This window comes from Streptomyces phaeolivaceus (assembly GCF_009184865.1).
In the GTDB taxonomy this organism is placed as follows: Bacteria; Actinomycetota; Actinomycetes; order Streptomycetales; family Streptomycetaceae; genus Streptomyces; species Streptomyces phaeolivaceus.
Window position 1 is genome coordinate 5,157,007 of the sequence record NZ_CP045096.1, and the last position, 14,095, is coordinate 5,171,101.

Genomic DNA, 14,095 nt, shown 5'->3' on the forward strand with positions numbered 1-14,095 from the left:
CAGGTCATGACGTCGTGCTGCCTACCGAGCATCGGCTGAGGCGGCGCGAGGACTTCGCGACCGCGGTACGCCGAGGACGCCGGGCCGGACGCCCGCTCCTCGTCGTTCACCTACGTAGCGGTGCCACGGACCCGCACGCGCCTGGGGAGAGCGCTCCCCCGACGCGTGCGGGTTTCGTCGTGAGCAAAGCCGTCGGTGGTTCGGTCGTACGCAACAAGGTGAAGCGCAAACTTCGCCATCTGATGCGCGATCGAGTCGCCCTGTTTCCCCCCGGTAGCCTGGTAGTCGTACGAGCGCTGCCCGGAGCGGGTGACGCCGACCACGTACAACTGGCCCAAGACCTGGATGCCGCCATAGGGCGGCTGCTGGGAGGGGGCGCACGATGAAGTACCCGCTGCTGGCGCTGATCAAGCTGTACCAGTGGACGATCAGTCCGCTGCTCGGGCCGGTGTGCAAGTACTACCCGTCGTGCTCCCACTACGGCTATACGGCCATCGACAGGCACGGTGCGATCAAGGGAACGGCACTCACGGCCTGGCGCATCCTGCGGTGCAATCCGTGGTCGCTCGGCGGTGTGGACCATGTCCCGCCGCGCAAGCGCCCACGGTGGCACGAGATGCTGCGTGGCACGTGGCGCGCACGCAAGGGCGGGACCTCCGCCGCCGAACCGGCCACCGAGGGGCACGTCCCCTCGGGCCCGGCCGCCGAGAGCCCGTCCCATGCCCAAGGAGCATGATTAGTGGACACGATTGCCAGCCTCTTCAGCTTCATCACGACACCTGTCTCCTGGGTCATCGTCCAGTTCCACAGCGTGTACGGCGCCCTCTTCGGCGCGGACACCGGATGGGCCTGGGGCCTGTCCATCGTGTCCTTGGTGATCCTGATCCGTATCTGCCTGATCCCGCTCTTCGTGAAGCAGATCAAGGCGACCCGGGCGATGCAGACGCTGCAGCCCGAGATGAAGAAGATCCAGGAGCGCTACAAGAACGACAAGCAGCGTCAGTCCGAAGAGATGATGAAGCTGTACAAGGAGACGGGCACCAACCCGCTCTCCTCGTGCCTTCCCATCCTGGCGCAGTCCCCGTTCTTCTTCGCTCTGTACCACGTGCTCAACAGCATCGCGAACAACGACACCATCGGTGTCATCAACGAGAGCCTGCTGCAGAGCGCCCAGAAGGCGCACATCGTCGGTGCTCCGCTGGCCGCGAAGTTCACCGACAGCTCTGCTGACGTCGCCGCGCTCGACGCCTCGCTGACCACCGTCCGCGTCGTCACCGCGGTCATGATCGTCCTGATGTCCGCGTCGCAGTTCTACACGCAGCGTCAGCTGATGACGAAGAACGTCGACACCACGGTGAAGACGCCCTTCATGCAGCAGCAGAAGATGCTGATGTACATCTTCCCGGTCATGTTCGCAGTCTTCGGCATCAACTTCCCGGTCGGTGTCCTCGTCTACTGGCTGACCACCAACGTGTGGACCATGGGCCAGCAGATGTACGTCATCCACAACAACCCGACCCCGGGTTCCAAGGCCCAGGCCGCTTACCTGGAGCGCCTCTTCAAGCACGTCACGCGGCACGGCAAGACCCGCAACCGCCGTGAGCGCGCCATCGTCAAGGCGATCGTCGCCAAGGGCCGTGACCGCAACGAGTACGAGCGGAAGTTCATCACCGGCCTGGGCAAGGAGAGCCTCACGGCTCAGGGCGACGGCACCGTGGTCAAGAGCGAGGTCTCGACCGTCGCCACGGCCGAGGACGGTACGCCCACGTCCGGTACCCCCAAGCGTCAGCAGCCCAAGCGCCAGACCAAGGCCCAGCGTCAGTCCGGTGCCGCGAAGACCGCCGACGACGACGAGCCGAAGACCGAGCCCACGTCGCTGACCAAGTCCGAACAGCCGGAGGACGCCAAGCCGGCGGCCGCTGCCCAGAAGGCGGCGCCCAAGCCCGGCGCCGGTGGCCGGAGCAAGGCCCAGTCCGGTCAGCGCAAGGGCCAGCAGCGCCCCAAGTCCCCGTCCAAGAAGTAAGAAGGAGCCCATCCCGTGACGGAAGGCACCACCTCCACCGCCTCCGAGGGTGGCGACACCCTCACCCGCCTGGAGCAGGAGGGTGAGATCGCGGCGGACTACCTGGAAGGTCTGCTGGACATCGCCGATCTCGACGGCGACATCGACATGGACGTCGAGGCCGACCGTGCCTCTGTCTCGATCATCAGCGACTCCGGCAGCCGCGATCTGACCAAGCTCGTCGGCCGCGAGGGCGAGGTGCTCGAGGCGCTCCAGGAGCTCACGCGCCTGGCCGTCCACCGCGAGACCGGTGACCGCAGCCGTCTGATGCTGGACATCGCGGGCTACCGGGCCAAGAAGCGCGCCGAGCTCTCCGAGCTGGGCGCCAAGGCGGCGGCCGAGGCCAAGAGCACCGGCGAGCCCGTGAAGCTGAAGGCGATGACGCCCTTCGAGCGCAAGGTCGTGCACGACGCGGTCAAGTCCGCAGGTCTGCGCAGCGAGTCGGAGGGCGAGGAGCCGCAGCGCTTCGTCGTCGTGCTGCCTGCCTGATTCGGTACGTACGTTTCTCCGGCCCCGTCTGTCCGCAGACGGGGCCGAACTTTGTCAGCCTGTTGTTCTGGTGTCAGCGCCCAGTGCGCTCTTGCGGTACGGAAGGACGGTCCCCGTGACGGAGTCAGCGGAGCTCCCCCCTGCGCCCGAGCAGGCGCGCGACGTATTCGGTGATCGCTACGCGGATGCGGTCCGGTACGCCGAGCTCCTGGCCGAGGCGGGAGTGCAGCGAGGGCTCATCGGCCCGCGGGAGGTACCCCGGCTGTGGGAGAGGCACCTGCTGAACTGCGCGGTGCTCTCCGAGGTCGTGCCCGAGGGGGTGATGGTGTGCGACGTCGGCTCCGGTGCCGGATTGCCCGGCATTCCGCTGGCCCTTGTCCGGGAGGATCTGAAGATCACGCTGCTCGAACCGCTCCTGCGACGCACGAACTTCCTGACCGAGGTCGTCGAACTCCTGGGTCTCGACCATGTGACCGTCGTCCGTGGCCGAGCCGAAGAAGTCCTCGGAACGCTGCAGCCGGTCCACGTGGTGACGGCTCGGGCCGTGGCGCCTCTCGACCGACTCGCCGCGTGGGGTATTCCGCTGCTGCGTCCGTACGGGGAGATGCTCGCGCTCAAGGGCGACACAGCGGAGGAGGAACTGAAGAGCGCTTCCACGGCTCTGAGCAAGCTCGGCGCGGTCGAGACCTCCATCCTGCATGTCGGTGAGGGTGTCGTCGATCCACTGTCCACGGTGGTCCGTGTGGAGGTCGGGGAGAGCCCGGGTGGTGTGCGCTTCGCGGCGAAACGGGCGAAGGCTGCTCGGACAGGGCGAGTACGTCGACGCCGTTAGGCATCGGATCGGAACGTTCGCTGATCCGTCCTGACGAAGAGTCGTACTCCACACAAGCTTCCCAACCTACGCATCTCGGAGTGTCGCGCGAGCGTGGCCTGTGCGGCTGGGCATCGTGTTTCACGTGAAACGTCGCTCCCTGCTTCACGGCATCATCAGCCGTGGCCGCGCCGCGGCCGAACCGCGCGACCGGAAGCCTCTCGGGTCACTCGGAGAGGTAACGGAGTTTTCCACAGAGGTGGAATTCTCCACAGAAGACCAGGCCTCACTGGTTCATGACCCCGAAGACATGGGAGGCTCTGTTCATTGCGAGCCTGAAGTCGAGGAGAGTGAATCCTTGCGGTCCGACGCCAACATCGCGGGACCGATGACCGATCCGGTCCCCGGCCCCCGTACCGAGTCGATGGGGGACGATGTTTCACGTGAAACACCGCCCCCGATGGACGACACTCCCATCGGTCGTGCTGCCCAACTGGCGGTAGAGGCTCTGGGCCGGGCCGGCGAAGGCCTGCCTCGACCCGAGCAGACCCGAGTCATGGTGGTCGCCAACCAGAAGGGCGGCGTCGGCAAGACCACGACGACGGTCAACCTCGCCGCTTCGCTGGCTCTGCATGGCGCCCGTGTCCTGGTGATCGATCTCGACCCCCAGGGCAATGCCTCCACCGCGCTGGGGATCGACCATCACGCCGAGGTGCCGTCCATCTATGACGTGCTGATCGACAGCCAGCCGCTGGCAGAAGTCGTCCAGCCTGTTCCCGATGTAGAGGGCCTCTTCTGCGCGCCGGCCACGATCGATCTCGCCGGTGCGGAGATCGAGCTGGTGTCCCTGGTGGCACGAGAGAGCCGGCTGCAGCGGGCGATTCAGGCGTACGAGCAGCCCCTGGACTACATCCTCATCGACTGCCCGCCCTCGCTCGGCCTGCTGACGGTGAACGCGATGGTCGCGGGCCAGGAGGTCCTCATTCCGATCCAGTGCGAGTACTACGCGCTGGAGGGCCTCGGGCAGCTGCTCCGCAATGTCGACCTCGTACGGGGGCACCTCAACCCCGTCCTCCATGTGTCGACCATCCTGCTCACCATGTACGACGGCCGGACGCGTCTGGCGTCCCAGGTCGCCGACGAGGTGCGCACGCACTTCGGCGAGGAGGTGCTGCGGACGAGCATTCCCCGTTCGGTCCGTATCTCCGAGGCGCCGAGCTATGGGCAGACGGTGCTGACCTACGATCCAGGATCGAGCGGTGCCCTCTCCTACCTTGAGGCGGCACGAGAAATCGCACTGAAGGGCGTAGGCGTCGGGTACGACCCGACGCACGCCCATATCGGTGCTCAGAACAATCCGAGTGTGGTGGAGGGGATCCAGTGAGTGATCGACGGAGGGGGTTGGGCCGTGGTCTCGCCGCACTGATCCCAGCAGCCGCGACAGGAGAGAAGGAGTCTCCGGCAGCGGCAGTACCTGCGCCCACGCCGCCGGCGGCGTCTGTGTTCACGCCCGAGCGCGGCGTGGGAGCCGCGAAGGTGGCCACGCTTCCGCATGTTTCACGTGAAACAGAGGAGACGTCGCCGAACGGAGCGGTGGAGCTGCCGGCGGCACCCATCGGTGCCTACTTCGCGGAACTGCCTCTCGACTCCATCACCCCGAACCCGCGTCAGCCGCGCGAGGTGTTCGACGAGGATCTGCTCCAGGAACTCGTCACCTCCATCAAGGAGGTCGGCCTTCTCCAGCCCATCGTCGTACGTCAGGCGGGCCCCGGTCGCTATGAGCTCATCATGGGTGAGCGGCGCTGGCGAGCCTGCCACGAGGCCGAGTTGGAGGCGATCCCGGCGATCGTCCGGGCCACGGACGACGAGAAGCTTCTCCTGGACGCCCTCCTGGAGAACCTGCATCGTGCGCAGCTGAACCCGCTGGAAGAGGCTTTCGCCTACGACCAGTTGCTCAAGGACTTCAACTGCACGCACGACCAGCTGGCGGACCGCATCGGCCGATCCCGTCCGCAGGTCTCCAACACACTGCGGCTGCTGAAGCTTTCGGCGGCGGTTCAGCGCCGTGTGGCCGCCGGAGTTCTCTCCGCAGGGCACGCACGGGCGCTGCTCTCTGTCGAGGACTCGGAGGAGCAGGACAAGCTGGCTCATCGGATCGTGGCCGAGGGGCTCTCCGTCCGAGCCGTCGAAGAGATCGTCACCCTCATGGGGTCGCATCCGAAGACCTCGGCACGGTCCAAGGGCCCACGAGCGGGCTCCGTTCCCTCCCCGGCGCTGGGGGAGCTCGCGACGCGCCTCTCGGACCGCTTCGAGACGCGCGTGAAGATCGATCTGGGCCAGAAGAAGGGCAAGATCACCGTGGAGTTCGCGTCCACAGAGGACCTTGAGCGGATTCTGAGCACGCTCGCCCCGGGCGAGAAGCTCGCTCTCCAGAAGAGTCTCCTAGACGACGCCTCGGAGGAGGCGGAGGCCTGAGCCGGTCGAATGGAGGGACGGCATTCGGCCCGTCGACAGCCTGAGCGGGCTGTGTCCGATGTATACCGGACACAGCCCGCTCTTTGCTTTGAGGCGGTATCTAGGCAATCGCATCGTGGATACGATGCGTTTGGGTATGGCGCATCGACCTGGTGAATCTTTGGAGGGCGGGGCCATGCGAACCGTGAGCCGATCCGGACTGGTGACCGCATGCCTGGGACTGGGGGCGGTCGGCGGGTTCGTCGGCAGTCTGCTCAGGGAGCGGAGCGCTCTGACAGCCGCTCGCGACGCTGCGGGCGAAGGAAGCGAGGAACAGCCTTCATGGGGCGTCGGCTCGTACCGCTCACGCTGGACAACCTTCAGGACCTTCCCAAGCGCTGTCGCTCGTGTGTCTTCTGGGAGTTGGACCCAGTCAGCGGCGAGGCCGCACTAAGGGCGGGCACCCCGGCCCTGGAGAAGGAGGCGTGGATCTCCGCGGTCCTGCTGGACTGGGGGTCCTGCGGTCGGGTCGTCTACGTGGACGAAGTGCCGGTGGGTTTCGTGCTGTACGCGCCGCCGGCTTATGTGCCCCGCGCCATGGCGTTCCCCACGAGCCCGGTGTCTCCCGACGCGGTCCAGTTGATGACCGCCTTCATCAGGCAGGGCTATCAGGGGCAGGGGCTCGGTCGAGTGATGGTCCAGACAGTGGCCAAGGATCTGCTGCGGCGGGGATTCAAGGCGATCGAGGCCTTCGGGGACGCCCGTTGGAAGGATCCGGCGTGCGTCCTACCCGCTGACCATCTGACAGCGGTGGGCTTCAAGACGGTCCGTCCCCACCCCACCTACCCCAGGCTTCGGCTGGAGCTGCGGACGACGCTTTCCTGGAAGGAGGACGTCGAGCTGGCCTTGGATCGGCTTCTGGGAGCCGTGCAGAAGGAACCGGCGTTGCGACCTCTCTGAGGGGGTCGTTGCAGAGCGAAGGGGCCGACCCGCCTGGGTCGGCCCCTTCATGTTTCACGTGAAACATCACTCGGCGATGAAGTCCTCGAGGTCACGCACGATCGCTGCCTTGGGCTTGGCACCGACGATGGTCTTGGCGACCTCGCCGCCCTGGTAGACGTTCAGCGTCGGGATGGACATGACGCCGTACTTGGCTGCCGTGGCGGGGTTCTCGTCGATGTTGAGCTTGACGATCTCGATCTTGTCGCCGTACTCCTGGGCGATCGCTTCGAGGGACGGCGCGATCTGGCGGCACGGACCGCACCAAGCGGCCCAGAAGTCCACCAGGACGGGCTTGTCGTTCTTGAGGACGTCCTGCTCGAAGGAATCGTCGGTCACGTTCTTCAGGGTGCCGGCCACTGAGGGCTCCTAACTGGTTGGTGCGGTGGGGCGGACGGGGGTCAGACGGTGGTCTTCTCGGGCTCGGCGGCCTGGTCGCCGTCGGCGAGGGCGGCGAGGTAGCGCTCGGCGTCGAGGGCGGCGGAACAGCCGGTGCCGGCCGCGGTGATCGCCTGGCGGTACGTGTGGTCGACGACATCACCAGCGGCGAAGACACCGGTCAGGTTCGTCCGGGTCGAGGGAGAGGCCACCTTCAGATAGCCCTCGTCGTCCAGGTCGAGCTGCCCCTTGAAGAGTTCCGTGCGCGGGTCGTGGCCGATCGCGATGAACAGACCCGTCACCGGCAGCTCGGAGGTCTCGCCCGTCTTGAGGTTGCGCAGCTTCAGTCCGGCGAGCTTCTGGTCACCCTGGATCTCGGCTACCTCGCTGTCCCACACGAAGGAGATCTTCGGGTCGGCGAACGCACGCTCCTGCATCGCCTTGGAGGCACGCAGGGTGTCCCGGCGGTGGACGATGGTCACGGACTTGGCGAACCGCGAGAGGAAGGTGGCCTCCTCCATGGCCGTGTCACCGCCGCCGATCACGGCGATGTCCTGGTCTTTGAAGAAGAACCCGTCACAGGTGGCACACCAGGAGACACCGCGGCCGGAGAGCGCGTCCTCGCTGGGCAGCCCGAGCTTGCGGTGCTGGGAGCCGGTGGTGACGATGACGGCCCTGGCGCGGTGCACCGTGCCAGCGGTGTCCGTGACGGTCTTGATCTCGCCGCTCAGGTCGACGGCGACGATGTCGTCCGGAATCAGCTCGGCACCGAAGCGCTCGGCCTGCCCCCGCATGTTGTCCATGAGGTCGGGGCCCATGATGCCGTCCCGGAAGCCCGGGAAGTTCTCCACCTCAGTGGTGTTCATCAGCGCGCCGCCTGCGGTGACGGCGCCCTCGAACACCAGCGGCTTCAGCGACGCGCGCGCGGTGTAGAGCGCCGCCGTGTAGCCGGCGGGCCCGGAGCCGATGATGATCACGTTTCGGACGTCGCTCACGGCTTGATTCCTCGTCTCTGGAGACTGCTGCGTACTGCCGGTGGGAGCTGCTCTCGGAACTCTCACCCCACCCAACGGATCCTAAGGGGCGCGCATTCCCACTGTGTCCGGGCACACGGAGACTGGACACCCCACCGGGATGCCAGGACGGCACGAGGAGCGAGACAGTCCTCAGGGACGGTCGTACGAGTGCTTCGCCAGAATGTCGGCAGCGGGCTCCGAAGCCTTGTCCAAGCAGGAGGCGTCGGCCACGTAGGCAGTCACGCGGGAGTCGTCGGAGCGGTCAGGCAGCAGCACAAGATACGCGTCGGTTCCCTGGTAGCTACCGGGCTCGGAAGCGATGGCGTCCGTGGTGTCGCCAATGCCCTTCGCGATGCAGTCGGGCACCTCGGTCTTGAAGAGCGTGTTCGTGCTCTTGTCCTTGGTTCCCTGGGTCCCGTAGATATCCCTTTCCGGCGTGCTCTCCTTCTCCGTATCGCCCAGGAGGTCCTGGACCCGCTTCTCCAGCTTGACGCCGGAGAAGACATCGGAGGCCGTCGGAGACGCACTCGGGGGGCTGTCGTCCTCACCGATCGACTGGACGAGGACGGCACCGAAACCCAGGGCCGCGATCGCGAAGACGGCGCCGATAGCCGTCCTGCGACGGTTGTGCCGCCTCTGGCTCGTCCGGCCTGGGCCGGTGGACGCGCGTGGATGACCGGCATAGCGATCAGCCGCAGACGATGTTTCACGTGAAACATGCGCGCCGCTGCCGCTCGTCACTGTGTGGGAGACGTCGGAACGGTCTTCGGTGTCCTGGCTCTGGGACGCCGTGGCGTCCAGCAGCGCCTCGGCGGCCAGGGCGGCATCGATCCGTCCCGCCACGTCGTCGGGCATACGGGGAGGGCCCGGCAGGGTGCCGAGAAGGCTGCGGATCTCCTCCAGTGAGGCGTACACGTCGGCGCAGAGGGGGCACTCCTCCAGGTGCTGTCGGACGTCCGAGGTACGGGACGGAGGCAGCAGCCCCTCGCTGAGGTCGGAGATCTCGGTGACTTCCGGGTGCCCGGCCGTGTCGGTCGTGGATGTCACGCTCGCCCACCTCCGCCCTTCACAGCAGCTGAATCGCTTGGCCCTGCATCATGTGGTCCCGCTGCGGGTGGGACGGATGTCCCCTGCGCCCGGTTCCTTCCACGCCCCGACTTTCTGCCGCCGTCACCCTCGCCATCCGCACGGAGATGGGTCAGGAGCGGCAGGAGTCTGGCTCTGCCACGGGCGCAGCGGCTCTTCACCGTGCCGGTCGGCACGTCGAGGATCCGCGCGGCCTCCGCTACCGGGTAGCCCTGCATGTCCACCAGCACGAGCGCCGCCCGCTGATCCTGCGGCAGGGTGCCGAGCGCCTCCAGCAGCTGGCGGTGCAGATCGTTGCGCTCGGCCGGAGCGGAAGCCGACTCGTGCGGCTCCAGGAGCTGCTCCAAGCGCTCGGTGTCGTCGACGGGCGACGTCTTACGGGATGCCGCCTTGCGGGCACGGTCCAGGCAGGCGTTCACCGTGATGCGGTGCAGCCAGGTCGTGACGGCCGACTGGCCACGGAAGGTGTGGGCGGCCCGATAGGCGGACACCAGCGCGTCCTGGACGGCGTCGGCGGCCTCCTCACGGTCCCCCAGCGTCCGCAGCGCCACCGCCCACAGCCGGTCCCGGTGCCGCCGCACCAGCTCACCGAAGGCGTCGGGGTCGCCCTTGACGTGCCGGGCCAGGAGATCCTGATCGCTTACCCCGCTGTGGTCAGCACTGTGCGCCATCGGATCCCCTCCCTCGATGAGCTCTCAGCCCGTGAACTTCACGTCGGTGATCGCCTGCTTGTAGCCGGCACCACTGAACTGGTCACCGTTCGCGTAGGGCACATCGGTGAGCCAGACGAGAACGTACCGGGTCTTCACCGACTTCTTGGCCGAGATCTTCAGTTCCGTGCCACTCGTCCTGCTCGTGGCGATCTTCGTCATGGAGCTGAGGGGAGCGGACGAAGACAGGGAGTGGGCCGCGTACAGCGTGGCTGTCGTGTGGTCGCCGGTGTAGTACAGCCCTATTGAGGCCGCCGACACCTCCTGGGCCGAGCCCAGGTCGTAGACGATGCCGACGCCCTGCTTGAACGGCGCCAGTGTGGGGCCGCCGTTGTAGGAGTAGGTCCGCCAGTACGTCGACGAGCTGCTGTCGTACGTCAGCTTCGCGTCGTTCGCGTGCTGGGGCTTGCCGTCCGGGTAGTACTCCGCGGCGTCCTTGATACCGAGCGTGGTGACGGGCTTGGCCTTGTCGGTGCCCTTGTCGCCGCCGTCCGACGTCTGGCTCGTGTCCGGCTCGCCGGACTGGCCGCCACCGTTCATGAGCGCGTCGGCCAACTGCCAGCTGCCGAGACCGAGCGCGGCGATCAGCAGCGCCGAGACGGCCCATTTGAGGGCCTTGCCGGTCCGGCTCTGCAGCGGGGGCGGCGGGGTCTGCAGCGGCTGGGTGACGCCGGCGTGCGGTGACTGACGGCCGTACGACCCCTGCTGGTACGTCGTCCGCTGATAGTCGGGTGGCGCGGTGAACGCGGGCTCCGGCGGACGGATGCGCGGCATCTCGCCGACCGCCTTCACCAGCTCCTCCGGCGTCGTGCACGGAGACTCGTGACGTGAGGCGGTGGCACCGTCGTTGACGAGCGCGCGCATGGAGAGCTCCGACAGCCCCCGGTGGACGCCCGCACGGACCTGGTCGGGCGCGATGAGCCCGACGCCCTTGGGTAGCCCGGAGAGACCGTGTGCGTCGTTCTCGTACGGCCAGCGCTGGGTGAGCGCCGAGTACAGCAGCGCGCCGATCGCCTCCGTGTCCGTGCGCTGCGGGGTGTCCGAGCTGATGCCACGCAGCGCCGCGTTCACCGCGAGACCACGGATGCGCCACTGCCCGGAGGCGGAACGCAGCACGGCGCTCGGATTGAGCCGCAGATGCGAGAGGCCCTCGCGGTGTGCGGCGGCCATGGCGTGGGAGACCTGAGTGACCATCTGGTACGCGTCGTGCGGTTCCAGTGGACCGGAGGCCAGCAGAGCCGTCAGCTCCGTGGCGTCGGGCAGCCACTCGTGCACCACGTACACGAGGTCGTTCTCCTCGACCGCGTCCAGCACCTGGACGAAGCGGGGATCACCCAGCAGCGCCGAGGAGCGGGCCGCCGCCAGCACGGAACGAGCGCGCGCATGGTCGGCGGGCAGGACATGCACCCCGACCGCGCGACGCAGTTTCTCGTCCACGGCACGCCAACTGCTGAAACCGTCCAGACGGGTGACGCACTCTTCGAGGCGATAGCGCCTGGCGAGTTTGTGGCCGCTGTGCAGTTCGGGCGGTGTCGTCTTCGAAGGGCTCTCGGTACCGCCGCTCCCCTGTGCCTCTTCGCTCGCCGAGCTTTCCGTGTCCCGCTCCCGGTTCTGGGCCTCCCCGTCGGCCGTGGACTGGTCCGCTTGTGCGGTCAGCGGCTCGTCGCCGCTGTTGTCTGCCACGTCGACGGCAGCCGTGCTCCGTTCCGCCACCGTCGTTCCTGCCTCCCCATCCGTTGAGCGCTCTGAGACGCCAAAGCCAATTGTGCCCACAGTCCGCCGCTATGAGCGACACGCGGCGGCGGACGATGGTTGTGCGCGTACCCCAGCCTCAGCGCCCCAGCCGTCCGCGGACCATACCGACCATCGAGTTGAGCTCTTCGATGCGCATGCGTCGCGCGGCGACGTAGAAGACACCGAGCAGAACGATTCCTCCCCCGACGAGTGCGAGCATCGAGCCGCCGACACCCTGTCCCAGCGTCCGGCTGATGCCGTAGCAGGCCGCGCCGCTGAGCAGCGCCGCGGGCAGCGAGGCGATGGACAGCCTCGCGTACGTCCGCATCACCTTGGATCCGTCCAGGTCCCCGCCCAGCCGCTTCTTGAGCCGACGCCAGGCGACGCCGACACCGATCATGTACGCCAGACCGTACGAGGCCGCCATACCGACCACCGCCCAGCGGGCCGGGATCACGAAGAAGCAGACCGCGGAGGCGCTTGCGTTGACGGCGGCCACGATGACCGTGTTGTAGAACGGGGTCCGGGTGTCCTCGTACGCGTAGAAGGCGCGGAGAACGACGTACTGCACGGAGTACGGGATCAGGCCGAGCCCGAAGGCCATCAGCATGAAGCCCATGTTCGTGGCGGCGCCGGTGCCGGAGGAACCGAAGATCAGCGTGCACATCGGGATGCCGAGCGCGACGAAGCCGAAGGCGATCGGCACGATGGCGACCGCGGTGGTGCGCAGACCTTGTGAGATGTCGTCACGAACGGCGCCAGTGTCGTCCTCGGCGGCCGAGCGCGAGATGCGCGGCAGGAGGGCGGCCATGAGCGAGACGGTGATGATGGCCTGTGGCAGGCCCCAGATGAGCTGGGCGTTGGCGTAGGCGCTGAAACCGGTGCCGGCGATTTTCGTCTCGGTGACGGCTGCGGTCGCCAGCTGAGTGACGACGAGGGCGCCCGCCTGGTTGGCGAGCACGAACAGGATCGTCCACTTGGCGAGCATCGCGGCTTTGCCGAGGCCGTGGCCCTTCCAGTCGAAACGCAGGCGCATCCGGAACCCGGTCTCCCGCAGGTACGGGATCATCGCCAGGGCCTGGACCACGAGGCCGAGGAGGATACCGATACCGAGGAGCTGCTCGCCTTCCGGCGGGATGTTCTCGACCGTCATGTGGGAGTCGGCCGCGCTGCCGTAGACCCAGAGAAATGCGCCGAGGGTGACGATGATGACGATGTTGTTGAGGACCGGGGTCCACATCATCGCGCCGAAGCGGCCACGGGCGTTGAGGATCTGCCCCATCACCACATGGATGCCCATGAAGAAGATCGAGGGCAGGAAGTACCGGGTGAAGGTGACGGCGACGTCATTGGCTGCGGCGTCGTCGGCGAGAGGGGTCGACAGCGCGCGGACCAGCAGTGGTGCGGCGAACATGGCGAGCGCGGTGAGGAGCCCCAGGATCACCATGACCAGGGTCAGCAACCTGTTGGCGTACGCCTCTCCACCGTCGTCGTCATCCTTCATGGCACGGACGAGCTGTGGCACGAAGACCGAGTTGAGACCACCGCCGACGGTAAGGATGTAGATCATCGTCGGCAGTTGGTAGGCGACCTGGAAGGACTCACCGAGCAGGGCGAGGCCGAGCGCGGAGACGATCATCGCCGAGCGGATGAACCCGGTGAGGCGCGACACCATGGTGCCCGCCGCCATCACGGCGCTCGACTTCAGCAGGCCCGAGGCCTTCCCGCCCTTCTTCGCCGCGGGCGCGGGCGCGGGCGGGGGCGTGGGAGCCGGTGAGGGCGCGGGGGCCTCGTACGTTGGGCGGCCCGGACCGGGCGCCGGGGCAGGCCCGGGAACGGAGGGCTGTCCCACGGGGGTCTGGCCGCTCTGCTGCTGGTCGCGGAAGAGGTGGGCGAACGCGTCCGGCTCGTGGCGCTCCTCGCCGGCCTGGGTCACCAGGTCGTCCACGCCGACGAACTGGGTCGTGCGGGCGTCGTCGCCGTACGGCAGATGCCGGGTCGGGCCTTCGGGCTCGGGGGCCGGAGTCTGGGCCCACACCCGCGGGTCGGGCGCGTACTGCGGGGTAAACGGCTGCGCGTAGAGCGGCTGCTGGGGCTGGTAGGTGCCCGGAGCCGGCGGCGGGTGCGCGGCGCGGTCGTAGAGCGCCTCGGCCACCGGGTCCTGGGCGACGAGATCCCGCGCGCGGTAGGGGTCCTGGTCGTAGGCGTCCTGGAGGTACATGTCCGCGGGAGGCTGCGGCGGCACCTGGCCCGTCCCGGGGAGCGGGCCGTCGGGATACCCCGAGTCGGCTGCGCCCTGGCCGCGGTCACCGTCGTACGGCGCGTTCATGGTTACCCCACCTCATCGTCCCCGGGC

General features: G+C 67.6%; 14 protein-coding genes. 8 read left to right on the forward strand and 6 right to left on the reverse strand.

Annotated elements, in window-relative coordinates; translation table 11 throughout:
* Nucleotides 1-14: 14 nt before the first annotated feature.
* From rnpA to F9278_RS24385, 8 genes are all read left to right on the forward strand, one after another.
* Nucleotides 15-386 (forward strand): ribonuclease P protein component, encoded by a 372-nt coding sequence (gene rnpA / locus F9278_RS24350; protein WP_152170223.1) that lies wholly within the window; start codon nucleotides 15-17, stop codon nucleotides 384-386.
* Nucleotides 383-736, forward strand: coding sequence for a membrane protein insertion efficiency factor YidD (gene yidD / locus F9278_RS24355; RefSeq protein WP_152170224.1), 354 nt, complete (start codon nucleotides 383-385; stop codon nucleotides 734-736). The genes rnpA and yidD overlap by 4 nt, the downstream gene beginning before the upstream one ends.
* Before the next feature lie 3 nt (nucleotides 737-739).
* Nucleotides 740-2,023, forward strand: a complete 1,284-nt coding sequence (gene yidC, locus F9278_RS24360; RefSeq protein ID WP_152170225.1) for a membrane protein insertase YidC — start codon at nucleotides 740-742, stop codon at nucleotides 2,021-2,023.
* A 15-nt stretch (nucleotides 2,024-2,038) separates the two neighbouring features.
* Complete coding sequence (locus tag F9278_RS24365; protein ID WP_152170226.1) at nucleotides 2,039-2,551, forward strand: Jag family protein; 513 nt, start codon at nucleotides 2,039-2,041, stop codon at nucleotides 2,549-2,551.
* Between the two features lie 115 nt (nucleotides 2,552-2,666).
* Nucleotides 2,667-3,383: a 16S rRNA (guanine(527)-N(7))-methyltransferase RsmG gene (gene rsmG / locus F9278_RS24370; protein ID WP_152170227.1), complete on the forward strand. Its 717-nt coding sequence runs from the start codon at nucleotides 2,667-2,669 to the stop codon at nucleotides 3,381-3,383.
* 289 nt (nucleotides 3,384-3,672) lie between these two features.
* Nucleotides 3,673-4,746 (forward strand): ParA family protein, encoded by a 1,074-nt coding sequence (locus F9278_RS24375; RefSeq protein WP_152174094.1) that lies wholly within the window; start codon nucleotides 3,673-3,675, stop codon nucleotides 4,744-4,746.
* Nucleotides 4,743-5,837, forward strand: a complete 1,095-nt coding sequence (locus F9278_RS24380) for a ParB/RepB/Spo0J family partition protein (protein WP_152170228.1) — start codon at nucleotides 4,743-4,745, stop codon at nucleotides 5,835-5,837. Before F9278_RS24375 ends, F9278_RS24380 begins: the two co-directional genes overlap by 4 nt.
* Nucleotides 5,838-6,158: 321 nt before the next feature.
* The gene (locus F9278_RS24385) at nucleotides 6,159-6,776 is read left to right on the forward strand and encodes a GNAT family N-acetyltransferase (RefSeq protein WP_152170229.1); all 618 of its coding nucleotides are present in this window, start codon (nucleotides 6,159-6,161) and stop codon (nucleotides 6,774-6,776) included.
* A 66-nt stretch (nucleotides 6,777-6,842) separates the two neighbouring features.
* Here the strand turns inward: F9278_RS24385 and trxA are convergent, their stop codons facing one another.
* The 6 genes from trxA to murJ all read right to left on the reverse strand — a co-directional run bounded on the left by trxA (nucleotide 6,843) and on the right by murJ (nucleotide 14,068).
* The gene (gene trxA, locus F9278_RS24390) at nucleotides 6,843-7,175 is read right to left on the reverse strand and encodes a thioredoxin (RefSeq protein WP_045558506.1); all 333 of its coding nucleotides are present in this window, start codon (nucleotides 7,173-7,175) and stop codon (nucleotides 6,843-6,845) included.
* Between the two features lie 41 nt (nucleotides 7,176-7,216).
* A complete protein-coding gene (trxB, locus tag F9278_RS24395) occupies nucleotides 7,217-8,188 on the reverse strand; it encodes a thioredoxin-disulfide reductase (RefSeq protein ID WP_152170230.1) in 972 nt (323 codons plus the stop codon).
* Between the two features lie 171 nt (nucleotides 8,189-8,359).
* On the reverse strand, nucleotides 8,360-9,256 hold the full coding sequence (locus F9278_RS24400; protein ID WP_152170231.1) for an anti-sigma factor family protein: 897 nt from the start codon (nucleotides 9,254-9,256) through the stop codon (nucleotides 8,360-8,362).
* Nucleotides 9,253-9,966 carry an RNA polymerase sigma factor SigM gene (gene sigM / locus F9278_RS24405; RefSeq protein WP_152170232.1) on the reverse strand — a complete coding sequence of 238 codons (714 nt, stop codon included), beginning with the start codon at nucleotides 9,964-9,966 and terminating at the stop codon, nucleotides 9,253-9,255. The genes F9278_RS24400 and sigM overlap by 4 nt, the downstream gene beginning before the upstream one ends.
* Nucleotides 9,967-9,990: 24 nt before the next feature.
* Nucleotides 9,991-11,718, reverse strand: a complete 1,728-nt coding sequence (locus F9278_RS24410) for a protein kinase family protein (RefSeq protein ID WP_152170233.1) — start codon at nucleotides 11,716-11,718, stop codon at nucleotides 9,991-9,993.
* A 118-nt stretch (nucleotides 11,719-11,836) separates the two neighbouring features.
* On the reverse strand, nucleotides 11,837-14,068 hold the full coding sequence (gene murJ / locus F9278_RS24415) for a murein biosynthesis integral membrane protein MurJ (protein WP_152170234.1): 2,232 nt from the start codon (nucleotides 14,066-14,068) through the stop codon (nucleotides 11,837-11,839).
* Nucleotides 14,069-14,095: the final 27 nt, after the last annotated feature.

What these genes read in the sequence shown, in the direction of transcription:
- yidD (WP_152170224.1), top strand. Translation starts at nt 383, where the DNA reads ATGAAGTACCCGCTGCTGGCGCTGATCAAGCTGTACCAGTGGACGATC.
- F9278_RS24375 (WP_152174094.1), top strand. Translation starts at nt 3,673, where the DNA reads ATGGGAGGCTCTGTTCATTGCGAGCCTGAAGTCGAGGAGAGTGAATCC.
- F9278_RS24385 (WP_152170229.1), top strand. Translation starts at nt 6,159, where the DNA reads ATGGGGCGTCGGCTCGTACCGCTCACGCTGGACAACCTTCAGGACCTT.
- sigM (WP_152170232.1), bottom strand. Translation starts at nt 9,966, where the DNA reads ATGGCGCACAGTGCTGACCACAGCGGGGTAAGCGATCAGGATCTCCTG.
- murJ (WP_152170234.1), bottom strand. Translation starts at nt 14,068, where the DNA reads ATGAACGCGCCGTACGACGGTGACCGCGGCCAGGGCGCAGCCGACTCG.